We start from the raw sequence: 25,487 nt of genomic DNA, 5'->3' as shown, positions 1-25,487 counted from the left end.
ACTCGATCCGGGAGCGGTGGCGAGCGTCACCAGCAACGTGTCGGCTTTGAAGCGGTAGCCGTACGGGAACGTATGGAACACCACGAATCGGAACGAACCAGACACCGCGAGCGAGCACCCGGAGTCCCCGACGACGTCTCTCGACGACGCAGTTTGAAAGGGATCGGCGGAGCAGTTGCGGCCGGGGTGGGACTGCCGGCGCTTGCGGGCTGTCTCGGCGGTGCGTTCGGCGGATCGGAGACGATAACAGTCGACTACCACCCCTACTACAGCGAGGCGTTCTCGGCGCTGGTGATCCGCCACGGCGAACTGTGGCGGGAGCACCTCCCGGACGGATACGAGGTCGACTGGCACGCCGTCCTGCAGGGTGCGCCGACGGTAAACCGGCTCATCTCCGAACAGACGGACCTCGGCTACATGGGCGACAACCCCGCGATCATCGCGGCGGCCAACGACGACACGCCGATCCGGGTCGTCGGACTCAGCGGCTACTCGCTCGGCCAGCAGGGGAACCTCTGTGTCGTCCGGAACGGCGTGGATATCGACGGCGTCGACGACCTGGACGGTCGAGAAGTGAACGTCACGCAGGGGACGCTGTCTCACCGGTTCCTGCTCACCGTTCTCGCGGCCGAAGACATCGACGTCACGATCCGGGATCAGGACATCAACAGCGTGGTGACGAACCTGCGGGAGGGAGCTATCGACGTGGCCTTCGGATGGGAGCCCTCGATGGCCCGGGTGGTCCGGCAGGCCGACGCCGCCCGGTACCTGTTTACCGGCGCGAAGTACGACGAGCCCGACCTGGGGGCGCTCGTGATGCCCGACTCGCTGATCGAGGAGAACCGGGAGGTCGCCAGGGGATGGCTCAAAGCCGAACTCGAGGCGAAACACCTGCTCGCGACGGATCCGGAGCGTGCGCTGGATCTCGGACTCGAAGAGGCGGAACTGAGCCGGGATCTGGACCGTGACACCGTCAGATCGACGCTGTACGAGAACCTCGAGGTCAACCCCGACATCGAACGTCAGCTGTTTTACACCGACTTCTCGTCGGTCGATCCCGCCCGGGAACTGCTGACCGAAACGGGGCCCGAGTTCCTGCGCGAGGAGTCCGGGGTGATCGACAGCGTACCGGACGCCGACCGGTACGACACCGATCTGCTGGCCGAAGCGATCGACGAACTGGACGGCGAGGTGGACTGGGACCCACACCGCGCGGGTGAGCGTCCGTGAGCGTCGACTTCGATCGGTGGCGTCGACTCGGACGCCGATCGCACGTCCTGAAACTGGGGGATGGACGGAGCCGGCTGGCGTCGGCAGCCGAAACTGGCGCCACGCGAATCGAAGCGGTTCCACGACCCGTCCGACGGGGCCTGTCCGTGTTCGCGCTGCTTGCGGTGTGGTGGGCGTTCGTCCGACTCGGCGTACTCGGGTTCGGGGTGTTCGTCTCGCCGGCAGAAACTGCCGCCGCGGTCGGCTCGCATCTCGCCGGGGAACCGGTCGCCGACGGCGCAACCATCTACGTCCATGCAGCGTATACTGCGGGACGGGTTGTCGGCGGCGTCGCGCTCGCGGTCGCGGTCGCCGTCCCGCTCGGGCTGTTGATCGGGACCCGTCGCCGCTTCGAACGCTACCTGTTTCCCTCACTGGAGTTCCTCCGTCCGATCCCGCCGATCGCGTGGGTGCCGCTGGTGCTCGTAATTTTCCCGACCGTCCGGAGCGGGGTGCTGTTCGTGGTGTTTCTCGGCGCGTTCTTCCCCACGCTCGTCAACACCGTCCGTGGGGTCGAGTCGGTCGACGACGAGTACAGCCGCGCGGCCGAGAGCCTCGGGGCGAGCGAGCGCCAGACGCTTCGACACGTCGTATTGCCGGCGGCGCTGCCGTCGATCCTCACCGGGGTGACGATCGGCGTCGGCCTCGGCTGGATCACGGTCGTCGCTGCCGAGATGATCACCGGGGAGTACGGCCTGGGTCACGTCGTGTTCCAGGCGTACCGGCTCGTCGATGTCCAGTCGGTCGTCGTCGGCATGATCGCGGTCGGGTTCCTCGGGGCGGTCTCGACGGCGATCGTCTCGCGTGCGGCGACGAACCTCGGCCCGTGGCTCGAGGACACTCCCTCGGGGGTGGCACAGTGACGACCGATTTCGGCGGCCGCGTCGATATCGAGAGCCTGTCCAAGGTGTACGGCGGCGAGGAAGAGCGCGTTGTCGCCGTCGATGGGCTGGACCTCGAGATCGACCCCGGCGAGTTCCTCACCGTGCTCGGCCCATCCGGCTGCGGGAAGAGCACGCTCCTGGACTGCGTCGCCGGCCACGTCGAACCGACGTCCGGACGGGTTCTGGCCGACGGCGAACCCGTATCGGGACCCGGCCCCGAGCGCGGCGTGGTCTTCCAGGAGAACCGGCTGTTCCCCTGGAAGACCGTCCGCGAAAACGTGGCGTTCGGGCCGGAGATGTGCGATCGACCGACGGATCACGTCGCAGACCTCCTCGACCGGATGGGACTGTCGACGTTCGCCGACTCCTATCCCAACCAGCTTTCCGGTGGCATGGCCCAGCGTGCCGAACTGGCGCGGTTGCTCGCAAACGAGCCGTCGATCATGTTGATGGACGAGCCGTTCAGCGCGCTGGACGCCATGACCAAAGGCCGGATGCAGCTCGAGTTGCTCTCGGCCTGGCGGGAGACGGACGCGACGGCGCTTTTCGTCACCCACGACGTCGAGGAGGCGATCCTGCTTGCCGACCGCGTGGTCGTGATGACCGCCCGCCCGGGAACCGTCAAGACGGTCGTCGACGTGCCGCTGTCCCGCCCCAGGGATCACGACTCCCGGACGTCGGAGACGTTCACCGAACTGAAGCGGGAACTGCTCGCGTCGATCCACGGCGAGGCTGGCGCGGAGTTCGATGCGGAGTTCGAGACCGCGGTCGAGGGGGAGGACCGCACAGTTACGGGGGACAGAACCGCCGAATCCGACGGGAGCGCCGGAGGGACGTCGAGATGACGCTCGAACGGTTCCCGTCGCTCCGGTCAACCGACGGAGCTCTTCCGGGCTTCCCGATCGAGCGACTCGCGCCGATCGTCTCGCTTTCGGGACTCGTGTTCGTCTGGTGGGCGGTGGGGTCGACGGTCGCCCCGGGGCTCCCGACGCCCCCGGTCGTCGCGGGCGCCTTCGCGGCCGCCATCGTGGATCCGTCGTTTCACTCCTCGGCGCTCACGAGCGCGGTCCGGGTGTACGTCCCGTTCCTGTTGGCGGCCGCGATCGCGGTGCCGATCGGGCTGCTTGCGGGGTGGCACGACCCCTTCGCCGACCTGACGCTGCCGGCGCTGGAGCTCGTCCGGCCGATCCCGCCGATCGCGTGGATCCCCGCGGTGATTCTCCTGATCCCCGGTACCGAGCCGGGAATCATGTTCATCACCTTCCTCGGCGCGTTCTACCCGATCCTTCTCAACGCTGTCGAGGGCGGGCGAAGCGTCGATCGGGAGTACGCGAAGGCCGCGCGGTCGCTGGGTGCAGACGCGGTCGGGACCCTGCGGCACGTCGGGCTGCCGGGCGCGCTGCCGTCGATCACCACCGGGCTGTCCGTCGGGATGGGGCTGGCGTGGCTCAACCTCGTGGCCGCGGAGATGCTCGCCGGGGGGAGCGGTCTGGGGTACCTGACCTGGTCGGCGTACACCGGCGGTTCGTACCCGTACATTGTCGTCGGGATGCTTTCGATCGGCGCGCTCGGGGTGGCCTCCACGGCGGCGGTGGGCCGTCTCGACCGATACCTGCTGCCGTGGCTGGACTCCGAGGCCGGACGTTCCGCCTGAGACGGACGGATTTCCGTCTATTTAAGTGTACGACGGCGCTTGTGCCGGGCATGAAATTCTGCGACGAATGCGGATCGATGATGCGAGCCGGCGAGGAGAGCGACGTCTGGGAGTGTACCTCCTGTGGCTACGTCGAGGGCCGCGACGCTGTCGAGGACGCCGAGATGACGACCACCCAGGGACAGCAGAAGTCCGAGATCGTCGACGTGAGCGACGCCGAAGATCAGGGGCTCCCGACGACCAGTGCCCGCTGCCCGGAGTGTGGCAACGACCGGGCTCACTGGTACATGCAGCAGATCCGCTCGGCCGACGAGTCCGAGACGCGGTTTTTCATCTGTACGGAATGTGAGCACAAGTGGCGCGAGGACGACCACTGACCTGACGGCGGTTCTGCCGTCGGTTTGCCTGCTTCATACTGATTATTCTCGGCCGTAATCGGACGATCGGCCACCCGGTGGGCCGATCGACCGGTAACTCACTACAATAATCAGTATCAGTGTTCGACGGCTTCCATCAGTCCGAGTTGCGTCTCCCGTTCGTCGAACTGCTGCGGATGCACGCCCAGTAGTACGATCACGTCCTCGTCGTGTTCGAGGGTTGCAAGGTGGAACGCGATCGGCACGTCGCCCTCGTCGGTTTCCAGGACGCCCTCGTAACTCCTGACCGTTGTCTCCTGGCCGAGGATCGTCCGCTCCTCGACGGCGACCTCCTCGACGTCGCGAACCTCCCCGTCGCCTTCGCCGCTCGCCTCGAGTGCCCGGGTGATCAGTTCGCTTCCCGACAGTCGGGCCAGGGGGTTCACGGACTGTCCCGCGACCGTCGCGTCGGGCGTGCTCACCACGAGCAACAGCCCGTCGCCCGCCGATCGCTCGTAGCCGGCGACCCACGAACGGAGCTCGATTTCGACGCCCTCGCCGCCGATCTCGAACTGTTCGTCGATCTCGTTCGCCTCCGGTTCGGCGTGTTCGTAGCCGGCGTCCGACAGCACGTCCCCGTCGATCGAGGCCGGTTCGGCGGCGTACGAGTACGATCCCCCCGCACAGCCGGCCAGCACGACCACGAGCGCCACCGCGACGAGCAGCCGGCCGAGGGACGTATCCCCCGGTATCGCGCCTGTGTCCATGCCCATTCCGAGCCGGCCGACGGGTTTCTATCTTTCGGGCAGGTGTGAAATGTGGCACCGTCGTAGTGTTCTGTCGTGACCAATTCCGTTCGATGCGGAACGGAAAATCACGGACGGAACACGATCCGGTGAGCGAAGACTTTTGTCAACGCCGGGGTAACTTCGGATATGCCGAGCCACGAAATCGTCGTCGTCGGCGGGGGGACGGCCGGCGCGTTCGCCGCCGCGACCGCCGCCCGAGAAGGGGTATCCGTGGCCGTTCTCGAGCGGAAGCCGGCGGAGGAGGCCGGCCGAATCGCCTGCGGCGACGCGATAAAGGGGGCGACGGCGTTCCCGGACGTAATCGATCTGTCGTATCTGGAGCGTGAGTCGTTCACCAACCAGGGGATTCGCCGGGGAATTTTTCGAAACCCGAAGACCGGCGAGGACGTCGAGATCGAGTTCGACGAGTCCGGGGTCGTCCTCGACCGGAAACGGTACGGCGAGGTGATCCTCGAGGAGGCCGAGCGTCTCGGCGCGGAAATCCGGTACGGGACCGTCGTGAAGGGTGTCCGTCAGGACGACCACGGTCGGGTGACCGGGGTCAGGGCCGTCCGGGACGGCGACGTCGAAACGTACGAAGCCGACGTGGTAATCGACGCCGCCGGCGCGCTGTCGATCCTTCAGGACGCCGCCGACCTCTCGGGGGCGACGTTCGACACGAACGTCTCGTACACCCAGTTCTGTTCCGCCTACCGGGAGATTCTCGACCTCCCCGAGCCGGTCGAGTGGGACGACGCCATCGTGTTCGCGCCGACCGACCAGCTCGGCTACCTGTGGTACTTCCCGCGGTCGGATACCCGTATCAACGCCGGCGTTGGATTCCAGATGAGCGAGGAGCCAATGAAGCTCGCCGACGCGCTGGCCCGACACGTCGGGAGCGATCCGGAGCTCCGGAATGCGACCGTCGTCGACAAGCTCGGCGCCGCGTTGCCGACCCGTCGTCCGTACGACTCGGCGGTCGCTCCCGGGTTCATGGCGGCCGGCGACGCTGCCGGCCACGTCAACCCCACGACGGGGGGCGGGATCCCCGGCGCGGCGAGGGCGGGCCACTGGGCCGCCCGGGAGGCGGTCCGGGCGATCTCGGCGGGCGACGTGAGCGAGGCGTCGCTGTGGGGATACAACCGCGAGGTGATGACGGGCTTCGGCAAGCGGTTTGCCGCCGCCGACCTGTACAACATCTGGGGCACCTCACACGACGTCGGCGAGCTCACCGACATCGTCTCGTCGGTTCCGGGACAGCAGCTCGTGGACGCGCTCTCGGGCGGGACCCTGTCGCTCGGCCCGGCGACTGCGGTCAGGACGCTTCTGGATACCGTCGGCCACTGGAGTACCCTTCTGGAGCTGTATCGGATCAGGAACCGGGCGGACGCGCTGGTCGAACAGTACGAGGTGTATCCCAGCGACCCCGCCAACTTCCCGGCCTGGCAGCGCCGCCGGGACGAGATCCTCCAGGACGTCTACGAAATCTGTGGCGCAGAGCCGAAATACTAGCCTCGCGTTCGCCGGCTACGACTTCAGTCGTGGGAGGAGGTCAATGCGGAGTGCTGGACTCGGTTTCGGTATCCGCGTCGCCGCTTTCGGCGCCGGATTCGAGTTCGTACTCCCACGCACGGTAGCCGCCTTTCATGCTGGTCACTCTCGCGTCGTCGTCGACGCCCTCGAAGCTCGAGACCAGCTTCGCAGCCTGGATCGACGACTGCCCGATCGGGCAGACGCAGACGATCTCGTCTTCCCAGTCGACCTGATCGACCGCCCGCGGGAGTTCGCTCATCGGGACGTTCACCGCCCCCGGTACGTGCCCCTCTTCGAACGCCCGTTCGTCGCGGATGTCGATCACCTGTATCTCGCCCGTGTCAACCTTTTCTTTCACTTCTTCGGGCGTGAGTTCCTCGACCATGTCCGTCCGTTCGGGGCCGGGACTTTTGAATCGTTCTGTCCGGAGTCGAACGTCTCGTGGCCCCGGTGACGTGCGGGCTACCGGTTCCGCCCGTCGGGAACAACACGCACAAGTTGCTGTTCGAAGGTGTCGTCATCCCACAGCCAGGAGCCGACGTACGGTTCCCCGTCGAGCGCGACGATCACGTACGACGCGCCGGGCCAGGTCGCCGAGTCGACGTCCGTTTCGCTCGGTGTCGGCGGTCCCCGCGGGTGGGAGTGATAGAACCCGACGAGCGTCTCGCCGCGCTCCTCCAGCGTTTCGATCGCCCGGAGCTGCCCTTCCGGATCCAGTTCGTATCGGCTCCGTGGCGCGTCGGCGACGTTGTCGACCGGATACACCGAGTCGACGATCGGTTCCGGCTCCCCCGCTTTCGTCGTCCCTGCGAGCACCCCACAGATCTCCCGGGCGCCGCCCCGCCGGGCGCGGGAGACGATCTCGTCGTACGCACTTCGCGTGAACGCCGGCATTACCGGGGGTTCGGACCCGTCGAGTAAAACGCTCCCGGAGCACAGCCGTCGGGAACTCCCCGTCGAGCGCAAGCTTGAGGTAGAGTGAGCATACACTCACAGTCGATGGAGGCACGTCGTTCGTCCGGACTGGGGGACGCAATACGTATCGACCTCGTGCGGCTCCACGAGACGTGGATGGAGCTCGCGTTTCCGCGGCAGCTCGACCCCGGGAGCGTCCTCGGAAAGTGGAAACCAGAGACCACTCTGCAGGAAATCGCCTACTACGGGTGGGCGACGATCGGCGTCCCGCTCGTTGCGATCGGCTATCCGCTGTTGCTCGTGGGGGTCGCGGTGCGGTACAACGCGACCAAACTCGACAGCGCGGCTACGAGGCTCGGAATCGTCGGTGCCGTGTTGCTCGCGGCCGTCGTCTGGGGCGCGCTTTCGGTGGCGGCTCACTTCCAGCTCCCCTGGGAGGAGTTCCTCGCGGTCGTCGCCGCCAGCGTCGTCGCCGTCGTCTCGGCGGGCGCCGCCGTCTTCTTCTCTCGGATCGGCGGCCGGGGAACGAGCGTCGTCTTCGCGTATCCGTTCGCGCTCACCGCCATCTTCCTGCCGCCTGTCGTGGCGGCGCTTTTCGTCCCGGCGCTCCAGGCGCTGATCTTCGATCCCAGCGAGGCGCTCGCGATCTGGATCCTCGACTCCGTGCTCGTGGTGGGCGGGTTCTCGGAGTGGCTCCGGGCGACGTTCTCGCTGCGTGCGCAGTACCTCTTCGTCGAGGGGGAGGGGTTCGCGCTGATGTGGTTCGCGATCGCGGTCCCGACCGGGTGGCTGCTCGGGCTGTTGGCCGCGCTCGCGGATCTCATCCGGCCCCGGCCGGAGTGAACCGGTCGGAGCGAATCGGTCGGAGTGAACCGGTCGATTCCCCAACGGATGGGTGACGACGAGCAGGTTGTGGGGGAGAGTTTTTATCGCCGGGGGCGTTCGGTTCGCACGTGACGACGCTCGTGTGCTGTGTGGATCGGTCCAACGACATCGGTCGAAACACCGGCGTCCGAATGCCGGTGTCCGGATGGGAGGCGGTTCGATCGCTCGTGACCGAAATCGGCCTCGTGGATCCCGAGGACTCGACGGTCAACTGCCTGCTCGAGGGGTTGCGCATCGCTCGCGACCTCCGGGACGAGCAGGAGGACGCCGTCGTCGCGGTCGTCTCGGGCGGCGGGGACTCGATGGTAACCGCCGACCGGTCGATCGCCGCACAGCTGGAGGAGCTTATCGAACGATACGATCCCGACGCCGCGATCGTCGTCGTCGACAGCGCGCAGGACGAACGGATCATCCCGATCGTCGAGAGCCGGATCCCGGTCGACGGCGTCTCGCGGGTCGTCGTCAGGCAGAGCCGGGACATCGAGTCGACCTACTACCTCCTCAAACAGTTCCTCGGCGACGAGGAGCTCCGATCGACCGTGCTCGTGCCGCTGGGGATCGCGCTGCTTCTGTTGCCGGTGTTGCTGTTGCAGTTTTCGCCGGCGGTCGCGCTTGCGGGACTCGCTGGGTTGCTCGGGGCGGCGCTTTTGTACAAGGGGATGGCGATCGACGAGTACGTCTCCAACGTCCCGGAACGCGCCCGCGAGGCGCTGTATGCCGGCCAGGTGTCGATCGTCACCTACGTCGTCGCCGTCGGGCTCGCACTCGTGGGCGTCTTTTTCGGTGTACTGTCGGCCTCGGAGCTTTCGGGGGAGGCCAGGACGGTCGTCCCGGTGATGCAGTTCGTCTACAGCAGCGTCCCGTGGCTCGCGACCGCCGCGTTGACCGCGAGTACCGGCCGACTCCTCGACGAGGCGATCCGCGAGGAAGGGATCCGGACGCCGTACCTCAACCTCCCGTTCGTGGTGGTCGCGCTGGGGCTCGTCGTCCGGGGGTTTGCGGGATACGTTCTCGAGCAGGAGGCGATCCTCGGTTCCTTCGAACTGTTCGGCGTGACGATCCCGGCGCTCCAGCGGCTCGCGGCGTTCATCGTCGCCGGACTGATCGTGAGTCTGGTCGGCGTCAAAGTCGCCGCAGACGTCGGCTCCGACGCGTTCGACGAGGTGCTCGAGCCGGAAAGCGAGGAGGGGGAGTCGCGATGAGCCTGTGAATGGGGCTGTAATCGGTCGGCCGAAAAAACGTCTACAGGCGGAGCAGGCCGAGTGCCCCGGGGTCGTCCGAAAATCGAAGGTTTTCGGGATCACGAGACTCTTCGATTCTCGAACGACTTGACCCCGAGGCGGTTCACACCTGGTTCTCAGTCCGCGGTGCCCGCTCGCCCGTCGAGTTCGGGGCGGTATGACGCTTCGGTGTGGTGGAACCATCCTGGAGGAGTTGGTTGGCTGCTGACGGATGTCTCTTGTATGGTGCACCAGGGTTCGGCAATTCAATCCATGATAATACAAATTACAAATTTCTTATATGTCATCCATCGGATCCCACGATAGTTAATATTTCTATAATAAATAAATCTGTAAAGTACGGTACAGTAGCGTTCTTATTGTCATCTTATCAGTATCTCATCATTTCATAGACTGGTATGTAATCAAACAAAACGGCTATTAGGGTAGGCTTTGCAAATGGTTGTATCCGCACTATCACCGACGCCACCCACACGAACTAATGGCCCAAAAAGAGCAGATCGTTGAAGGAGCGGACGAACACGAGATGCGGTCGGGCAGCCACGGGAAGTGGTCGGAAAATCACGAGTCCACGCACGCCACGGAGCGCAGGGAGTCCACCAGCGTGACGCTCGGGGCAACAATCCTCGCGACGGTACGGTACAGTTCGCTGTACCTGGCCATCATCGCCTCGCTGCAGGCTCTGCTTGCGATCTGGATACTGTCCGTTCCGCTCAATCTCGCGCCGATCGTGATCGGGCTAGTTACGTTCGCCGTTTACTCGAGCGACAGGATCGCCGATGCCGACACCGACGCCGTTGCGAAACCACGGCAGGCCGAATTCGCACAGCGTCACGCAAACGTGCTGTATCTCACGGCTTCTCTGGCCTACAGCGTCGCCGTCGCGCTGTCGATCCTCGGCGGTCCGCTGGCACTGATAATCACGCTGCTGCCGGGCATGTTCTGGCTCCTGTACGCGTCCGACTGGATTCCCGAGTCCACAACCGGGTTCAGACGCCTGAAGGACGTCCTGTTGGTTAACACGGCGGTCGTGGCGTTCGCGTGGGCGTTTACGCTCACGTTCCTTCCGCTCGCGTTCGCGAACGCGCAGTTCTCCCCGGCGGCCGGGTTCGTCTTCGCGTACTTCTTCCTGGGTGTGACACTCGCCACGGAGATTCCAAACGTCCGCGACGTGGAGGAGGACGAGGCGATCGGCGTGTCGACAGTTCCCGTCGTCTTCGGGGTACGTCGGACCCGACATCTCCTCTATGGGGTGGGTGTCGTCCTGCTTTTGCTCGTCGGCCTCGCGGTACACTACGGTTTCGTCGGCGTGCCGCTAGGGATCGGTCTCGCCGTGGGTACGGCGTACTCTCTCGTGTTGTCCGGGTTCGTCGGACGCACCGATCGATACGACGAACTCACTGTCGCCGTCGAATCGCAGTACGTCCTCGCCTTCATCGTCGTCGTCGCCGTTACATCCCTCGTGTGACTACCCCTCCGTCGAGTCGAGGCAGTTTGCGGAGACCGACTGTTCTTATTGGATGGCTAACTAGGGCCGACTGTTCTTATTGGATGGCTAACTAGTTTTTTGTAACTCCTATCTGTCTTCATATATTTTGTCACCTGCTAGTTATCAATAGTGATTACGAGACCTATGCTTTAATTAGGCAGTCACGACAACCCTTCACGTAGTAGTGTTTGACCTCTCCATCACACCACTGTTGTTCGCTGCGGTCATCGTCGGAATGACCGCGGCGCTTTTGGCCTGGCGTGAGCGGTACGAGCCGGGATCGATTCCGCTGTTCGTGCTGCTCGTCGGCCAGATCTGGTGGTCCATCTCACTTCTCTTCCAGTTGGAGGCGGCGACACTGTCGGCGAAAGTGTTCTGGATGAACATGTCGTGGATCGGTGTCGTCGCGATTCCGGTCGCGTGGCTGTTTTTCGCCCTCGAATACACCGGGCGGGATCAGTACGTTCAGACACGCTACGTCGGACTGGTGTCGGTCGTACCGCTCGCAACTGTCTGGCTGGCCATGACCAGTCAGTTCCACGATCTCCTGTATCTGGAGACGACCCTCGTCGAAACGGCGGGAGTGGTGAGGCTCAACTACGTCGCCGGCCCCTGGTACTGGATAATTGCGGGCTACACGTACTTCCTCGGCATACTCGGGAGCATCCCTCTCCTCGAACTCGTCTGGAGTGAGGCAACCGAGTTCCGCGGACAGAGTAGCGCGGTGCTGATCGGGACCGTTGCCCCCTGGCTGACCAGCGTGCTGTACGTGACTGGCGTTCTCCCGACCGGCGGGATCGATCCCACGCCGATCGCCTTCGCCGTCTCCGGTGTGGCGTATCTCGGCGCGCTCACCCGATTCCGGCTGTTCGGAACCAACCCATCCCCGAACCGTCACGCGCCGGAGTTGTTGTTCGAGGAGATGAACCAGGGGGCCATCGTCGTCGACAGCAACGACTACGTCGTGGAACTCAACGGGGAGGCCGTACGGAGTCTCGGCGTGGAGCGACCGGCGGCGCTCGGAGAGCCCGGTAGCGAGATCGTTCCGGAGTACAACGAACTGCCTGCGGACGGAGCGATGTCCGGACATCTGACCATCGAAACCGACGGCCGGACCGGGAAGTACGACGTCACCGTCACCGAAATCACTAACGCTTACGACCGGGTCATCGGACGGGTGATCTCGCTGCACGACATCACCGATTACCTCCAGCAGCAACAGCGGCTCGAGGTGCTCAACCGGGTGTTGCGCCACAACATCCGGACGGAGACGAACGTGATCGCCGGCTACGCCGGACTGTTGACCGACGAATACGACTCGAAGGAGGCCCGCGTCATAAAGCGGCGTGCGGACCGTCTCGAGGAGATCGGCGAGAAGGGCAGGGAGATCCTCGAACTGTTCGAGACTGGACCCAGCGAGGAGCCGATTCCGGTCGACGGACTTCTCGAGGCCTGTGTCGCCGACGTGAGATCGGCGTATCCGCACGTCGACGTCGACGTGGAGCCGACCGGAGAAGACGTCCACGTGGCGGGTGTACTGGAGGTGGTGTGTGAGAACCTCGTCGAGAACGCCGCCGAGCACAACCTCGACGACGATCCGTGGATGAGGGTCACCGCGGAGTCCGACGGCGATCGGGTCACGATTACGGTCGCGGACAACGGGCCCGGAATCGACGAGTACGAGCGGGAGGTGCTGGAAAGCGGAACCGAAACCCAACTGGAGCACGGCAGCGGCCTGGGACTGTGGCTGGTCAAATGGGGAGCGGAGATGGCCGGCGGTACCGTCGAGTTCGCGGAGAACGACCCGACCGGAGCGATCGTGACCGTCGAGGTCCCCGTCGAACCGTCGCCGGAGTCGGCCGATCCGTGGGCCCGGATTCCGACGGACGCGCTGGAGGGGTCGGCTGCGTCCAGTTTCGTCTCGACGCGGTCGACTCTCGGCTCCTCGACGACCGGACGGACCCGATCGACGCGGTCGCGAAACCCCTGATCGGGGACAAAGCGACCGCGTCGCTGCCTGCGTCTCGTCGGGATCGGCCGTCGAGATCGATCCCGAGCGATTGAAACCCACCGTCGGCCAACGGAGCGTATGGACGACGACGAATCCCGCGAACACGTCGTACCCGGGTCCGACGAGGAGCCCGACACGCCGGACGTTCGCGGCTACGACTTCCGCGGCGAGTTCGACCTCGGAGCACTGCTCGACGCCTACGCAACGACCGGCTTCCAGGCGACACACCTCGCGGAGGCGGTCGACATCGCCAAACGGATGCAGGAAGCGGACGCGACCGTCTACCTCACGTTTACCTCCAACATCGTCTCCTCCGGGCTTCGGGAGACGGTGGCGGCGCTGGTCCGCGAGGGGTACGTCGACGTGATCATCACCACGTCCGGATCGCTGGCCGAGGACGTCATCAAGACCGCGAAACCGTTCAAGATGGGCCAGTGGGACGCAGACGAGGCCGCCCTTCGGGAGCGGGGAATCAACCGGCTCGGCAACATCTACGTTCCCTCGGATCGGTACGTCTGGCTCGAGGAGTATCTCTACGACTTCTTCGACGACTTCTTCGCCGAGAAACCGATCAGAACGCCGACGGCGTTCGCCCGCGAGCTCGGCGAGACGCTCGAGGACGAGGACTCGGTGCTCAAGCAGGCCGCCGACAACGACGTGCCGGTGTACTGCCCGGCGCTCACCGACTCCGAGATCGGCAACTTCCTGTACTACTACCGGCAGGGCCACGAGGACGACGTCGACATCGCGACCATGGACGACTACGAGGACCTGATCGAGGACGGCATGCTCGCCGACACCACCGGACTGATCGCGGTCGGGGGCGGCGTCCCGAAACACCACGCGATCATGACCAACCTGTTCCGGGGCGGCGCCGACTACGTCGTTTACATCTCGACGGGAATGGAGGGCGACGGCTCGCTTTCGGGTGCGACCCCCGAGGAGGCGGTTTCCTGGGGAAAGATCAAGGAAAACGAGACCAACTACACCCAGATCGAAGCCGAGGCGACGCTGGTGTTCCCGCTTCTCGTCGCCGCCGCCTTCGAGATGTAATCGCCAGACACAACCGCCACGCTTCCAAAAGATTTTTTACGAAGCGCCAACATAATTCCGACCGAGCACGGAGGTGACTGAAACATGGCACTTCCGACCAACACTCCCAGTTCCTGGCTGCAAGGCACCGACTTTCCGAGTAGACTCTTCGAAAGCGGTACCGACGACTACGAACTGTACGAGGAGGACGGCGAGTTCGTGTTGACCGTCGAGATGCCCGGTTTCGACCCCGAGGAGATCACCGCCTCGTGGGACGACGGAATGTTGAACATCTCCGCCGAGCACGAGGACGAGGATCGCGACCGTCGGAAGACGTACCACCGACGGTTCCGGTTCCCGAAGACCATCGACGACGAGGCGATCTCCGCCCAGTACAACAACGGCATCCTCGAGGTGCGTCTCCCGGTCGAAACCGGTGCGACGGTCCAGGGCCGGGAGATCGAGATCGAGGGCTGACGCCCCTCGGCCGTTTCCGTCGTCGATGGGTGCCGACGTATCGACTGTCGATCGAACCACGGACTTCGCGTTTTTCGGTACGAGAAACCGGTGATACCCATGCGACTCACGGTCAAACAGCTCAAGAACCGCGATCCGGGAAGCGGTATGGCTGTCATCGATAGGGAAGCGCTCTCACAGATTGGCGTCTCCGGTGGCGACTTCGTGACGATCGAGGGGCGGGGCGGGAATCGAACGATTGCCCGCGTGTGGCCGAGCGACGCCGGCGACGCCGGAACCGGAGTCATCCGCATCGACGGCGAACTCCGGACGCAGGCAAACGTCGGCATCGACGACCGGGTGACCGTCGAACCAACGGACATCGAACCGGCCGACCACGTGACGGTTGCGCTTCCCGACGAGGTACGTGTGCGCGGCGATCTCGGGCCGTATCTCCGCGAGGAACTCACAGACAGAGCCCTCACCGTCGGCGAGACGATCTCGCTGCAGCTTGGATTCGGTCTGCTCTCCCGGCGATCCGGACGACGTCTCCCGCTTCGCATCGTCGACGCCGCCCCGGCCGACACCGTCGTCGTACAGCCCGACACAGAGATCAAAACCGCGAGAGCTGGCACTGACGAAGACGTCATCGACGTCGCCGGTGGCGAGGCCACCCCGGTTCCCGAAGGACCCAGCGTCACCTACGAGGACATCGGGGGTCTCGACGAGGAGCTCGAGCAGGTCCGGGAGATGATCGAACTGCCGATGCGGCATCCCGAACTGTTCAGCACCCTCGGAATCGAGCCGCCGAAGGGGGTGTTGCTGTACGGCCCGCCGGGCACCGGCAAGACGCTGATCGCGAAGGCCGTCGCCAACGAGATCGACGCCCACTTCCAGACGATCAGTGGCCCGGAGATCATGTCGAAGTACTACGGCGAGAGCGAAGAGCAACTCCGGGAGGTGTTCGAGGAAGCCGAGGAGAACGCGCCGGCGATCGTCTTCATCGACGAACTCGACTCCATCGCCCCCAAACGCGAGGAGGTGTCCGGCGACGTCGAGCGCCGGGTGGTCGCCCAACTGCTCAGTCTGATGGACGGGCTCGAGGAGCGCGGCCGGATCACGGTGATCGGCACCACCAACCGCGTGGACGCGATCGACCCCGCGTTGCGCCGCGGCGGCCGGTTCGACCGCGAGATCGAGATCGGCGTCCCCGATCGCGACGACCGGGAGGAGATCCTCTCGATCCACACCCGGGGAATGCCTCTCGCCGACGATGTCGACCGCGAGGCGTACGCCGAAAACACCCACGGCTTCGTCGGCGCGGACATCGAGAGCCTGGCGAAGGAAGCGGCGATGCGTGCGCTCCGTCGCGTCCGTCCGGAGATCGACCTCGAGGACGACGAGATCCCTACCGAGGTACTCGATTCGATCGAAGTCACCGACGACGACTTCCGGGCGGCCATGCGGAGCATCGAGCCGTCGGCGCTCCGTGAGGTGTTCGTCGAGGTGCCCGACGTCACCTGGGCGGACGTCGGTGGCCTCGAGGAGGCGCAACGGAGCCTCAAGGAAACCATCCAGTGGCCCCTCGAGTACGCCGACGCCTACCAGCGGGTCGCCCTCGAGCCCGCGAAGGGCGTGTTGCTGTACGGCCCCCCCGGAACGGGCAAGACGCTGCTCGCGAAGGCGGTCGCAAACGAGTCGGAGGCGAACTTCATCTCGATCAAGGGTCCGGAGCTGTTCGACAAGTTCGTCGGTGAATCCGAGAAGGCGGTCCGGGAGATCTTCGAGAAGGCCCGGGCGAACGCGCCCACAGTCGTCTTCTTCGACGAGATCGACGCGATCGCTGCCGAGCGTGGCCGTGGCGTCGGCGACTCCAACGTCGGCGAACGGGTGGTCTCCCAGCTGCTCACCGAACTGGACGGCATGGAAGCGCTCGAGGACGTCGTGGTGATCGCGGCGACCAACCGGCCCGACCTGATCGACTCGGCGCTGCTCCGCCCCGGGCGTCTCGATCGACACGTCGAGGTGGGCGAACCCGACGAACGGGCCCGCCGGGAGATCTTCGCGATCCACACCCGGGATCGGCCGCTGGCCGACGACGTCGACCTCGACGAACTCGCCGACCGGACCGACGGGCGGACTGGTGCAGACATCGCGGCAATCTGTCGGGAGGCCGCACAGATCGCCGTCCGCGAGTACGTCGATGCCGATGCTGCCGGGGAGGAACCCGATCCAGCAGAAATCGTCCTGACGATGGATCACTTCGACCGCGCGCTCGTGAGCGTCGAGGCCGACGTCGACGGCGACCTGTCCGCCGAGCCGGTCGCGGAACCGATGGGCTGACACCGAGGCCGCTTTCAGCGGTCGGCCGATTTCGACCGACGTCGCGCGCGACAGCGTGTCAGCGCTACAGCAACAGCGCCGCCAGCGCCGCCGCCGTGAGTAACGTGAGGAAGATCACGCTCCGACCGATGTCGGCACGCAGGTAGACGTCGGCGTCCTCGGAGATTCCGGCGACGCGCCGCACGGCCTGCTCGGGATGCGTGCCGATCTGCTTCAGCGTCGCCGCAGTTTGCATGACGACCCGGTCGACGGCCGCCCACAACTCGGTGACACCCCAGACGAAGCCCCGACCGGTGTAAAAGACCGCCGGGTTGATCACCCGCTCCATGTCCGGCAGGTGGGAGATCCGGGCGAGCGGCCCCTTCAGCGTGAAGAAGCCGACGAAGCCGGCCACCAGCAGGGCGAACCCTTCGATCAGGTGACCCGTGCTGTACGGCGAGGTTTCCCAGGTCTCCGCGAACGGCAGCAGCTCGAACAGCGAGCCGTAGAAGATCCCGAAGTACACACACAGCCCGGCAACCGCGACCATCCCGACGGTCTGTCCCACCGTCGAGTCCTTGGGTCGGATCTCCGGCGCGTTGTGGAAGAAGATGTACCAGCCGAGCTTGATGAAGGACATGAACGTCCCGACGCCGCCGATGATCAACAGCCACCACAGCAGGTCTTCACCCAAAAGGAGCGGCACGTTGCTCACCTCGTGGGCGGCGTCGATCACCATCCCTTTCGAGATGAATCCCGTGAATCCGGGGACGGCGGTAATCGACGCGGCCCCGATCACGTAGACGACGAAGGTGACGGGCATCACCTTCCAGAGCCCGCCGAGCTTCCGGATGTCGTTTATTCCGGTCCGGTAGATCACGACCCCGACGGCCATGAACAGCAGGCTCTTGTACAGCACGTTGTTGAAGGCGTGAGCCACCCCGCCGGCGACCGCGAAGTTGCCGAGATCGCCACCCAGCGACGCGAGCCCGATCCCCGCGAGCATGTACCCCACCTGGGCCTGGATGTGATACGAGAGCAGCCGCCGCGGATCGTACTGCAGCAGGGCGAAGAAGACGCCGTAGACGGCCATCGCGCCGCCGAGATACGCCAGCCACAGGCCACCTTCCGGGAACGCGCGGTACATTGCGTAGACCGCAGTTTTGGTGGTGAACACCGACAGGAACACCGACGCCGCGACGTGGGGACGCGGGTAGGTGTCCGGCAGCCAGGTGTGCAGGCCGATGAACGCACAGTTGACGCCGATCCCCAGCGCCGCGAGCAGCGCCGGCAGCGCCTCGACCGACGGCAGCGTCCCCAGGCTCCCTGCGATCCCGGTGCTGGCTTCGAAGAGGAACGACCCCACCCGGGCGTAGTGTAGCGTCACCGCCCCCAGAAGGAGCGTCCCGCCGATCCCGTGGGCGATGGCGTAGCGGTAGCCCGCCCGGACCGCCTCGCCGCCGTAGTGCCACACCAGAAGCGTCGAGGTGACGGCCATCAGCTCCCAGAAGAAGATCAGCGTGAGCCAGTCGCCGGCGAACACCATCCCCAGCGTGCTGGAGACGTACGCGAGCGCGAAGCCGGTCTGTACTCGCGGGGCGTCGCTGCCCCACGAGTACGCGACGGCGGCGGCCGCGAGGAAGCCGATCACGACGCCGTACAGCCGGGTGAACTGATCGACGAAGATCGGCACCGTTTCGAAGCCGAGGAACTGCACGGTCGCGGGGGTCGTCGCCGGCATCACGAGCGACTGGCCGAGCACGAACAGCGCGGCCAGCATCCCGACCGCGTGGCCGGCGTGTCGCGGCAACAAGACCGCAAGTAGCGCGGCGACCGCGACGGGGAGGAACGGCGGGATCGTGGCGAGCAGTTCGTTCATGGCAGCACCCCCGCGTTCTCGACGATCAGCTCGATGAGTCCGAGGAACACCATCCGGTAAGGGACGATCCCGAGCAGCACCGCGCCCAGCGCGGCGGCCAGGATCGGCCCGAGCATGAACCAGGTCGTTTCACGGCCCGAAAGCGCCTCCCGGGCGGAAAGTCGCCGCCAGCCGCCCGACGGCGGGCCGCCGTGGTGGTGTTCGTCGTGGCCTTCGTGTGTTTCGTCGTGGCCTTCGTGTGTTTCGTCGCGGCCTTCGTGTGGTTCGTCACGGTCATCCCGATCTGCTGTCCTGTCCTCGTGATCGTCATCGAGGTGGTCGCTCGGATACTGGTCGACGGCGTAGTCGCCGGTGTCGACGGTGGGTGCGGGCTCCGAGAAGTCCCGCTCCCCCGGCGAGAAGTCCGGCTGGATCACGTCGTCGTCTTCCTCGCCTTCGGCGTCGGGAATCCGGGGAGACTCGCCGTCAGTCTCTTCGCCGGTCGCTTCGACGGTGTCGTCCTCCGGGGGCCGACCGCCGTCGGTCGCCGCCAGCAGCGAGCGACGCTCGCCGCCCATGGGGCCGTCGACCAGCGGCTTGGCATCGTGGTCGTCCTCCGCCTCGAAGAAGGCGGTGTACACCACCGGCCAGAAGTAGACGACGTTGAGCACGCCGGAGACGAGCAGGGCGCCCGCCAGATACAGGAACACCCCGCCCAGTTCCGCCGCGCCGATGAGCATGTAGTACTTCGAGACGAAGCCGGCCAGAAGCGGCATCCCCGCCATGCCGGCGGCCGTTATCGCGAACGCGCCCATCGTCACGGGCATCCGCTTGCCGATGCCGGCCATTTTCGAGATGTAGTCGGTGTGGGTTTCGACGTGGATCGCGCCCGCACAGAAGAACAGGGTGAGCTTCATGAACGCGTGGGCGGGGATGTGCAACAGCGCGCCGATCAGCCCGTACCAGCCGAACAGCCCCAGCCCGAGCACGATGTACGACAGCTGTGACACCGTCGAGTAGGCGAGCCGCTGTTTGAGGTGGTCCTTCCGGATCGCGATCAGCGACGCCGCAGTCAGGGTAAACGCCGCCAGCACCGACAGCGCCAGCCCCATTCCCAGGTCGAACGCGACCTGCGGTCCGAAGACGTCGAGGGTCACCCGGGCGACGCCGAACGCGCCGGACTTGACGACCGCAACCGCGTGCAACAGCCCCGAAACCGGGGTCGGCGCGACCATCGCCTCGGGAAGCCACTGGTGCAGCGGCATCAGGCCGGCCTTCACGCCGAACCCGACCGCGAGCAGTACGAACGTCAGCTTCGCGAGCCACGGGTCGGCGGCAGCCACGTCCGCGAGCATCGGGATCCCGCCGGCAGTGAAGTCAGTAGTGCCGGTCAGCCAGAACGTCAACACCGTCCCGGCGAGGACGAGTACGCCCCCGCCGAAGAAGGTGTAGGCGATGTACTTCCGGCCGGCCGACCGCGCGCGGTCGTCCTCGTCGTGGGCGACGAGTGGATACGTCGCCACCGACAGCAGCTCGTAGAAGACGAAGATCGTCACGAGGTTCGACGCGAACGCGATCCCCATGGTCGCCGACAGCGAGACGGCAAAGGAGGCGAAGTATCGCGTCTGGCCGTGTTCGTCGAGCCCGCGCATGTAGCCGATGCTGTACAGCGAGGTGATGATCCACAGGCCGCTGGCGAGGAACGCGAACAGCATCCCCAGCGGATCCGCACGGAGCGCGAACTCGACGCCGGGGACGAACGTCCCGAACGACCAGACGAACGTCGTGCCCGCGAGGACGGCCGGCAGCATGCTCGCGACGATGCCGAACTTCGCAAGCGCCGTGAGCATCGTCGCCGCCTCTCGGTAGTTCGGTCGGCGGTGCAGCGCCACGATGGCGGCCGTGCCGACCAGCGAGACCAGAACCGCAGCCAGTGGTCGGTAGTCGAATACCTCCATTACAGAACCCTCCCGACGAACGGATCGATCAGCGACTCGAAGACGCTACCACCGAAGCCCAGCGCGACAACCCCGACCGCGGCCAGGACGACCAAAAGGACCATCACGGCGGAGACGCCCGGACGCCGGTTCACCGGAACTGGTACCGCCGGCGGGACGTGCTCGCTGCCGTGTCCGTCGTCGTTCTCACCGTCGTGCTCGGGAGTCGAACCGCCGTCGGTCGCCGGCGCCCCCGGCTCGACCGGCTCGACGCCGCCGAGGTGTTCCACCCCCGACGGCGTGAAGTAGAACTTCTCGAGCAGCCGGGCGACGTACGCCAGGGTCAAAAGCGTCGACAGGAAGACGACGCCGGCGACGACCCAGTGGCCGCCCTCTATCGCCCCCAGCGCGATGTACCACTTGCCGAGGAAGCCGATCGACGGCGGGATCCCGACGAGCGCGAGCCCCAGCACGGAGATCGCGCCCGCGGTGTAGGGCGCCTTCGCGGAGAGGCCGGCGTACTCGTGCAGGGTGCGGACGCCGTACGCCGCCGCGAGCACGCCGGCACCCATGAACAGCGCCCCCTTCATCAGCCCGTGACCGATCAGGTGAATGATCGCACCCGTGAGGGCGGTGTCGTTCGCGATCAGCACCGCGGCGGCGATCATCCCGAACTGCGCGACAGAGGAGTATGCGAGCATCCGCTTGATCTCCGACTGGGTGACCGCGAGGGCGGAGCCGGCGAGGATGCTCACCGTCGCAAGCAGCAGCACGCCGTCGGTGATCGCGGGGTTGGCCGCGAGGAAGTCGATCGTGAAGACCGTATACACCACCCGAATCAGCGCGTACGCGGCGACCGTCGACACCAGCGCGGAGATCAGCGCACTCACGCTGTCGGGCGCCTGCTGATAGGCGTCCGGCTGCCAGGTGTGGACCGGGAACAGCGCGATCTTGATGGCGAAGCCGGCGACGATGAAGCCGAACGCAGCCCGCACCAGCGTGTTGGTGTACCCGGCGTCGGCGAGCGCCGTCTGCAGGTCGATCATGTTGAGCGTGCCGGTCGCGAGGAACGCGTAGCCGACCCCGATGAGGTACAGTGACGCGCCGACCGTCCCGATGAACAGGTACTTGAGTGCGGCGTAGGCGGCCTCCCCGGATCTGTCGGCCGCGACCAGCGCGTACGTCGTCAGCCCGACGATCTCCAGGAAGACGAACATGTTGAACAGGTCGCCTGTCAGCGAGACGCCCATCAGGCCGCCGATCAAAAGGAGGTAGCCGCTGTAAAACGGGTTGCCCCGCGGGCCGGCGGTCCGGGCGTACAGCACGACGGTGAACGACACCACCGCGACCAGAAGGACGACGAGCGTCGACAGTTCGTCGCCGACGAGTTCGATTCCCACTGGGCGGGGGAACCCGCCGAGTTCGTGGTACAGTGGACCCTCGGTGAACACTTCCCACGCGGCACCGGCTGCGACCACGAGCATTCCGAACGTGGTCGCCGCCGCAACCGGCCAGCCGACGTTCTCGAACCGGAGGCCGAACGCGAGCGGGAGCACCGCAGCCAGGATCGGGACTGCGACCAGAAGCGGGAGCAGGACGTCAGTCATCGTTCACCTCCCTGTTTTCACGGACGATCTCTCTGAGCACGTCCATCCGGAGCGTGCCGAACTCCGAGTACACCCGGATGCTGAGCGCGAGCCCGACCGCGGTGAGGCTCACGCCCACCACGATGGCGGTGAGCACGATCACGTGCGGCAGTGGACTGACGTACGTCTCGGGTGCGCCGGCGGGGATCACCGGCGAGGTACCGCCCTGGACGTACGCCGCGACGACGAAAAGCAGGAACACCGCCGTCTGGAACAGGTTCAGCCCGATCAGCTTCTTGACGATGTTCGGGCTCGCGATCATCATGTAGAGCCCGATACAGACCAACAGGACGAACGCGATGTAGGCGTGTCTCGTCGTCAGCAGTTCGATCATTCCGGCACCTCCTCGGTGTCGTCAGTTTCGTCGTCCGGGAGTCGTCCCGCGTCGAGCGCGACCGCCGAAAAGCCAGCAGCGAGGGCAAAAAAGAGGCCGACGAGCACCGACGCGACGATCAGCGCGATCCCGCCGATCTCGACGGTCTCCATCCCCCACTTGGTCAGTTCGTTTGGCGGAAGTACCACGAATGGATCGAGGACCGGGGCGAGCATCGGGTAATCGAGGAAGTTGCCCCCGAGTGCGATCGTGAGGACGCCGACGCCGCCGAAGATCACGACGCCGACCGCCGCGAGCCCGACGATGACCGCGTTTTCGAGCCACCGTCGCGTCGCCTCGATGCCGAACGCGAACGCGATCATGTACACGACCGCCGCCATGATCGCGCCGCCCTGGAACCCGCCGCCGGGGGAGCCGGCGCCGTGGAACGTCACGAACAGCCCGTAGGTGAACACGAACAGTGCGACCACGCGCACGGTCGACATGATCACCTGGCTTTCGGTGTACGGCTGCTGACGGACCTCGTCGAGGTCGGTCATGTGAACACCTCCCGATCGAGGGCGATCAGCACGGCGATCCCGGCAGCGAACACGACGACAGCCTCGCCGAAGGTGTCGAACGCGCGGTAGCCGGCGAGGACGGCCATCACGGCGTTTTCGACCCCGGTCTCGGGATAGGCGTGCTGGATGTAGTAGCCCGTTACCTCCGGGTTGGCCCACGCCGGCGCGTCGGGATCACCCACGGGATAGATCGACGGCACTGTCGCGAGCATGAGCACGCCGAGAACGCCAACGACGCCGACCGCCGGCCACGAGACCGGCTCGAAGGTGCGGTCGTGGTCCAGTCGGACCGTCTTCGCGATCGTCAACAGAAGCAGGATCGTCGTCACGCCCGCGCCGATGGCCGCCTCGGTGAGTGCGACATCGGGAGCACGGTAGAACGTGTACAGCACCGCCATCCCGAGGCTGTAGGCGCCGAACACGACGATCGACGCCAGCACGTCGCGGAACAGCGCCGTCGCAGTCGCTGCCGCGATCACGAACACGATCAGGGTGGCTTCGATCGGCGTCACCGCCGTTCACCTCCCTCCTCGTCGAGTTCGGTCCACGGCTCGATCCCCTCCTCGAAGGCGGCCCGGGCGATCGCGTGAGCCGCAGTCGGGTTGGTCAGGAAGATGAAAAACAGGAGGAACACGGTTTTCACCGTGGTTGGCTCCCAGCCGAGCGTGAACGCGACGGCTGCGAGCGCAAAGCCCGCCCCGAGCGTGTCGGCCTGCGAGGCGGTGTGGGCGCGGGCGTACACGTCCGGCAGGCGGATCACGCCGGTCGCGGACACGAGGGTGAAAAACAGCCCCGTGAGTGCGAGCAGGAGTACCAGCGCAACGCGGACGAACTCCAGGTCGGTCATATGACGCCCCCCTGTTCGACGGTGAACTTCGAGATCGCAACCGACATCAGGAAGTTCAACAGCGCGTACACTAGCGCGATGTCCAGGAACCACGGCTCGTTGAGTGCGGCGCCCAACAGTGCGAGAATGACGACGGTGTTGGTTCCGAGGACGTTCACCGCCAGCACCCGGTCCTGGATGGTCGGACCGTCGACCGCACGGTACAGCATTGCGATCGCGAGCGCGACGAACAGTGCTGCGATGGCGATCAGTATCTCCCCGAGCGAGAAGCCGGCCACGACGGTCGTCTCGACGAAACTCATTCGTCGCTCACCTCCCGGTCGTCTGCGGTGCCGCGGTCGGAGCTGTTGTGGTCGTTGCTGTCGCCATCGGAGACGCCGCCGTCGGCGACCGCGTCGGCTTCAGGTCCCTGAAGTATCTCTGTGTCTCCCCGCTCTTCGGGACTTGCGATCCGGGCGGCTTCCCGGCCGTAGAAGATAAACCGGACCCACCGTTCCAGCGAGCCGGCGAACAGCCCGTCTCGCGCCGACGGGACCAGCGAGTGGACGTAGAGGTTCTGGTCTCTCGCCCGGACGGTGAGCGTTCCGGGGGTCAGCGTGATGCTGTTCGCAAGCGTCGTGAGCTGAACGCCGGGGCCGACGTACACCCGAACGCGAGTGAGCCGTGGTTTGATCGGCATCGACGGTCGAAGGATCACCGACGCGATGACGAGGTTCGACTTCACGATCTCGATGAACAGGTACGGGACGTACACGGCCAGTCGGAGGATTCGGAGCGGAGTTTCCGGAAACGAGGGATCCCGATCGACCGTGATCGTCGAGAGCACTCCCGCGACGATCGCGGCGCTGACCGCGCCGGTAATGACGTCGAACAGCCCCGAAAACCCGCCCAGAACGAGGTAAAACAGATAGGAAACGCCGAACACGAACAGGAACCGTCCCGCAGACAGCTCCTGGGCGAACCGCTGTCGCCTGGAGGGCCGATCGACGGGCGCCTCCTCGACGGTCAATCCACGAGCTTCGAGTTCGAAATCCAGCGGTTGATGCAGCGTCGACCGCCCGACGAGGCTGTATTCGGGATCCATCAGGACCGTCTCGATCCCGCGTTCCTCGGCGTATTCGAAGAGCAACTCGGCGTAGTCGTCCGCACCGAAGAGGTACTCCCCGCGTCCCAGAACCGTCGTGTGAACGACGTCCGCCGACGAGATCGTTTCGTCGTATCCGGTCTCCTCGAAGTCGTATCTACACCACACCTCGATCCGATCGAGCAATGCTGTCGCCTCCGCGTATCTATCGGTCGATCCGGGATCGTCGTCCCGCCACGTTGCGAGATAGACGAAGTGGAGCTCGGGGTCGCGTTCCGCGGTGGTGATCCGCGCTACTGCGTTTGCGACCGTTTTGCGAACGGTAGCCGTGTTCTTTACCGGTACCAGCAGCCGTCCGTTTTCAGCCGGCACCGAACCACCTCCTG

The 25,487-nt window shown here is 65.6% G+C and carries 24 protein-coding genes and 1 pseudogene; 13 read left to right on the top strand and 12 right to left on the bottom strand.

Annotated elements, in window-relative coordinates; translation table 11 throughout:
• Positions 1–72: 72 nt before the first annotated feature.
• From AArcSl_RS07000 to AArcSl_RS06980, 5 genes are read left to right on the top strand one after another with little or no spacing between them, the layout of a single operon-like run.
• Positions 73–1,230, top strand: coding sequence for an ABC transporter substrate-binding protein (locus AArcSl_RS07000; protein WP_119816911.1), 1,158 nt, complete (start codon positions 73–75; stop codon positions 1,228–1,230).
• Positions 1,227–2,132 (top strand): ABC transporter permease, encoded by a 906-nt coding sequence (locus AArcSl_RS06995; RefSeq protein WP_217563511.1) that lies wholly within the window; start codon positions 1,227–1,229, stop codon positions 2,130–2,132. Before AArcSl_RS07000 ends, AArcSl_RS06995 begins: the two co-directional genes overlap by 4 nt.
• Complete coding sequence (locus tag AArcSl_RS06990; protein ID WP_119816908.1) at positions 2,129–2,998, top strand: ABC transporter ATP-binding protein; 870 nt, start codon at positions 2,129–2,131, stop codon at positions 2,996–2,998. Before AArcSl_RS06995 ends, AArcSl_RS06990 begins: the two co-directional genes overlap by 4 nt.
• Complete coding sequence (locus AArcSl_RS06985; protein WP_119816904.1) at positions 2,995–3,807, top strand: ABC transporter permease; 813 nt, start codon at positions 2,995–2,997, stop codon at positions 3,805–3,807. The genes AArcSl_RS06990 and AArcSl_RS06985 overlap by 4 nt, the downstream gene beginning before the upstream one ends.
• A 50-nt stretch (positions 3,808–3,857) precedes the next feature.
• Positions 3,858–4,184, top strand: a complete 327-nt coding sequence (locus AArcSl_RS06980) for a transcription factor S (RefSeq protein WP_119816901.1) — start codon at positions 3,858–3,860, stop codon at positions 4,182–4,184.
• A gap of 116 nt (positions 4,185–4,300) precedes the next feature.
• Here AArcSl_RS06980 and AArcSl_RS06975 read toward each other — a convergent pair whose 3' ends face one another.
• Positions 4,301–4,930, bottom strand: a complete 630-nt coding sequence (locus AArcSl_RS06975) for a DUF6517 family protein (RefSeq protein WP_119816898.1) — start codon at positions 4,928–4,930, stop codon at positions 4,301–4,303.
• Between the two features lie 168 nt (positions 4,931–5,098).
• Between AArcSl_RS06975 and AArcSl_RS06970 the strand changes: the two genes are divergently transcribed.
• Positions 5,099–6,463 (top strand): geranylgeranyl reductase family protein, encoded by a 1,365-nt coding sequence (locus tag AArcSl_RS06970; RefSeq protein ID WP_119816896.1) that lies wholly within the window; start codon positions 5,099–5,101, stop codon positions 6,461–6,463.
• 40 nt (positions 6,464–6,503) lie between these two features.
• Here AArcSl_RS06970 and AArcSl_RS06965 read toward each other — a convergent pair whose 3' ends face one another.
• Together AArcSl_RS06965 and AArcSl_RS06960 are read right to left on the bottom strand one after the other, a co-directional pair.
• Positions 6,504–6,869, bottom strand: a complete 366-nt coding sequence (locus AArcSl_RS06965; protein WP_119816893.1) for a rhodanese-like domain-containing protein — start codon at positions 6,867–6,869, stop codon at positions 6,504–6,506.
• Positions 6,870–6,946: 77 nt separating this feature from the next.
• Positions 6,947–7,378 (bottom strand): desampylase, encoded by a 432-nt coding sequence (locus AArcSl_RS06960; RefSeq protein WP_119816890.1) that lies wholly within the window; start codon positions 7,376–7,378, stop codon positions 6,947–6,949.
• 105 nt (positions 7,379–7,483) lie between these two features.
• On the opposite strand from AArcSl_RS06960, the gene AArcSl_RS06955 reads away from it, so the two are divergent.
• The 7 genes from AArcSl_RS06955 to AArcSl_RS06925 all read left to right on the top strand — a co-directional run bounded on the left by AArcSl_RS06955 (position 7,484) and on the right by AArcSl_RS06925 (position 16,856).
• A complete protein-coding gene (locus AArcSl_RS06955; protein ID WP_119816887.1) occupies positions 7,484–8,242 on the top strand; it encodes a hypothetical protein in 759 nt (252 codons plus the stop codon).
• Between the two features lie 110 nt (positions 8,243–8,352).
• Positions 8,353–9,486, top strand: a complete 1,134-nt coding sequence (locus AArcSl_RS06950) for a DUF373 family protein (RefSeq protein WP_119816884.1) — start codon at positions 8,353–8,355, stop codon at positions 9,484–9,486.
• Between the two features lie 520 nt (positions 9,487–10,006).
• On the top strand, positions 10,007–10,993 hold the full coding sequence (locus AArcSl_RS06945; protein WP_245883390.1) for a UbiA family prenyltransferase: 987 nt from the start codon (positions 10,007–10,009) through the stop codon (positions 10,991–10,993).
• 205 nt (positions 10,994–11,198) lie between these two features.
• A complete protein-coding gene (locus AArcSl_RS06940; protein WP_245883388.1) occupies positions 11,199–13,004 on the top strand; it encodes a histidine kinase N-terminal 7TM domain-containing protein in 1,806 nt (601 codons plus the stop codon).
• 99 nt (positions 13,005–13,103) lie between these two features.
• Complete coding sequence (locus tag AArcSl_RS06935) at positions 13,104–14,078, top strand: deoxyhypusine synthase (protein ID WP_119816881.1); 975 nt, start codon at positions 13,104–13,106, stop codon at positions 14,076–14,078.
• Positions 14,079–14,162: 84 nt separating this feature from the next.
• Positions 14,163–14,534, top strand: a complete 372-nt coding sequence (locus AArcSl_RS06930; RefSeq protein ID WP_119816878.1) for an Hsp20/alpha crystallin family protein — start codon at positions 14,163–14,165, stop codon at positions 14,532–14,534.
• A 99-nt stretch (positions 14,535–14,633) separates the two neighbouring features.
• Positions 14,634–16,856 (top strand): CDC48 family AAA ATPase, encoded by a 2,223-nt coding sequence (locus AArcSl_RS06925; protein WP_119816875.1) that lies wholly within the window; start codon positions 14,634–14,636, stop codon positions 16,854–16,856.
• Positions 16,857–16,920: 64 nt separating this feature from the next.
• Here the strand turns inward: AArcSl_RS06925 and AArcSl_RS06920 are convergent, their stop codons facing one another.
• From AArcSl_RS06920 to AArcSl_RS06880, 9 genes and pseudogenes are all read right to left on the bottom strand, one after another.
• The gene (locus AArcSl_RS06920; protein ID WP_119816872.1) at positions 16,921–18,714 is read right to left on the bottom strand and encodes a Na(+)/H(+) antiporter subunit D; all 1,794 of its coding nucleotides are present in this window, start codon (positions 18,712–18,714) and stop codon (positions 16,921–16,923) included.
• The gene (locus AArcSl_RS06915; RefSeq protein WP_119816869.1) at positions 18,711–20,651 is read right to left on the bottom strand and encodes a cation:proton antiporter; all 1,941 of its coding nucleotides are present in this window, start codon (positions 20,649–20,651) and stop codon (positions 18,711–18,713) included. Before AArcSl_RS06915 ends, AArcSl_RS06920 begins: the two co-directional genes overlap by 4 nt.
• Positions 20,651–22,237: a monovalent cation/H+ antiporter subunit D family protein gene (locus AArcSl_RS06910; protein WP_119816865.1), complete on the bottom strand. Its 1,587-nt coding sequence runs from the start codon at positions 22,235–22,237 to the stop codon at positions 20,651–20,653. Before AArcSl_RS06910 ends, AArcSl_RS06915 begins: the two co-directional genes overlap by 1 nt.
• Entirely contained in the window at positions 22,230–22,610 is a 381-nt protein-coding gene (locus AArcSl_RS06905; RefSeq protein WP_119816862.1) for a cation:proton antiporter subunit C, read from the bottom strand. The genes AArcSl_RS06910 and AArcSl_RS06905 overlap by 8 nt, the downstream gene beginning before the upstream one ends.
• A pseudogene (locus AArcSl_RS06900) lies at positions 22,607–23,170 on the bottom strand (MnhB domain-containing protein); the annotation flags it as partial. The gene AArcSl_RS06905 and the pseudogene AArcSl_RS06900, both read right to left, overlap by 4 nt.
• Positions 23,146–23,682, bottom strand: a complete 537-nt coding sequence (locus AArcSl_RS06895; protein ID WP_119816856.1) for a DUF4040 domain-containing protein — start codon at positions 23,680–23,682, stop codon at positions 23,146–23,148. The pseudogene AArcSl_RS06900 and the gene AArcSl_RS06895, both read right to left, overlap by 25 nt.
• Positions 23,679–24,017 carry a monovalent cation/H(+) antiporter subunit G gene (mnhG, locus tag AArcSl_RS06890; protein ID WP_119816853.1) on the bottom strand — a complete coding sequence of 113 codons (339 nt, stop codon included), beginning with the start codon at positions 24,015–24,017 and terminating at the stop codon, positions 23,679–23,681. The genes AArcSl_RS06895 and mnhG overlap by 4 nt, the downstream gene beginning before the upstream one ends.
• On the bottom strand, positions 24,014–24,319 hold the full coding sequence (locus AArcSl_RS06885) for a cation:proton antiporter (RefSeq protein ID WP_119816851.1): 306 nt from the start codon (positions 24,317–24,319) through the stop codon (positions 24,014–24,016). Before AArcSl_RS06885 ends, mnhG begins: the two co-directional genes overlap by 4 nt.
• The gene (locus AArcSl_RS06880) at positions 24,316–25,473 is read right to left on the bottom strand and encodes a monovalent cation/H+ antiporter subunit E (protein WP_119816848.1); all 1,158 of its coding nucleotides are present in this window, start codon (positions 25,471–25,473) and stop codon (positions 24,316–24,318) included. Before AArcSl_RS06880 ends, AArcSl_RS06885 begins: the two co-directional genes overlap by 4 nt.
• Positions 25,474–25,487 lie beyond the last annotated feature (14 nt).

The sequence above is a fragment of the Halalkaliarchaeum desulfuricum genome (assembly GCF_002952775.1).
Classification (GTDB): Archaea; Halobacteriota; Halobacteria; order Halobacteriales; family Haloferacaceae; genus Halalkaliarchaeum; species Halalkaliarchaeum desulfuricum.
This window is presented reverse-complemented; position numbering and strand designations above follow the sequence as displayed.

Bases quoted from the DNA above. Each gene is read 5' to 3' on its own strand.
- AArcSl_RS07000 (WP_119816911.1), top strand. From the start codon at position 73: ATGGAACACCACGAATCGGAACGAACCAGACACCGCGAGCGAGCACCC.
- AArcSl_RS06985 (WP_119816904.1), top strand. From the start codon at position 2,995: ATGACGCTCGAACGGTTCCCGTCGCTCCGGTCAACCGACGGAGCTCTT.
- AArcSl_RS06980 (WP_119816901.1), top strand. From the start codon at position 3,858: ATGAAATTCTGCGACGAATGCGGATCGATGATGCGAGCCGGCGAGGAG.
- AArcSl_RS06975 (WP_119816898.1), bottom strand. From the start codon at position 4,930: ATGGACACAGGCGCGATACCGGGGGATACGTCCCTCGGCCGGCTGCTC.
- AArcSl_RS06970 (WP_119816896.1), top strand. From the start codon at position 5,099: ATGCCGAGCCACGAAATCGTCGTCGTCGGCGGGGGGACGGCCGGCGCG.
- AArcSl_RS06965 (WP_119816893.1), bottom strand. From the start codon at position 6,869: ATGGTCGAGGAACTCACGCCCGAAGAAGTGAAAGAAAAGGTTGACACG.
- AArcSl_RS06960 (WP_119816890.1), bottom strand. From the start codon at position 7,378: ATGCCGGCGTTCACGCGAAGTGCGTACGACGAGATCGTCTCCCGCGCC.
- AArcSl_RS06955 (WP_119816887.1), top strand. From the start codon at position 7,484: ATGGAGGCACGTCGTTCGTCCGGACTGGGGGACGCAATACGTATCGAC.
- AArcSl_RS06945 (WP_245883390.1), top strand. From the start codon at position 10,007: ATGGCCCAAAAAGAGCAGATCGTTGAAGGAGCGGACGAACACGAGATG.
- AArcSl_RS06935 (WP_119816881.1), top strand. From the start codon at position 13,104: ATGGACGACGACGAATCCCGCGAACACGTCGTACCCGGGTCCGACGAG.
- AArcSl_RS06930 (WP_119816878.1), top strand. From the start codon at position 14,163: ATGGCACTTCCGACCAACACTCCCAGTTCCTGGCTGCAAGGCACCGAC.
- AArcSl_RS06925 (WP_119816875.1), top strand. From the start codon at position 14,634: ATGCGACTCACGGTCAAACAGCTCAAGAACCGCGATCCGGGAAGCGGT.
- AArcSl_RS06920 (WP_119816872.1), bottom strand. From the start codon at position 18,714: ATGAACGAACTGCTCGCCACGATCCCGCCGTTCCTCCCCGTCGCGGTC.
- AArcSl_RS06915 (WP_119816869.1), bottom strand. From the start codon at position 20,651: ATGGAGGTATTCGACTACCGACCACTGGCTGCGGTTCTGGTCTCGCTG.
- AArcSl_RS06910 (WP_119816865.1), bottom strand. From the start codon at position 22,237: ATGACTGACGTCCTGCTCCCGCTTCTGGTCGCAGTCCCGATCCTGGCT.
- AArcSl_RS06905 (WP_119816862.1), bottom strand. From the start codon at position 22,610: ATGATCGAACTGCTGACGACGAGACACGCCTACATCGCGTTCGTCCTG.
- mnhG (WP_119816853.1), bottom strand. From the start codon at position 24,017: ATGACCGACCTGGAGTTCGTCCGCGTTGCGCTGGTACTCCTGCTCGCA.
- AArcSl_RS06885 (WP_119816851.1), bottom strand. From the start codon at position 24,319: ATGAGTTTCGTCGAGACGACCGTCGTGGCCGGCTTCTCGCTCGGGGAG.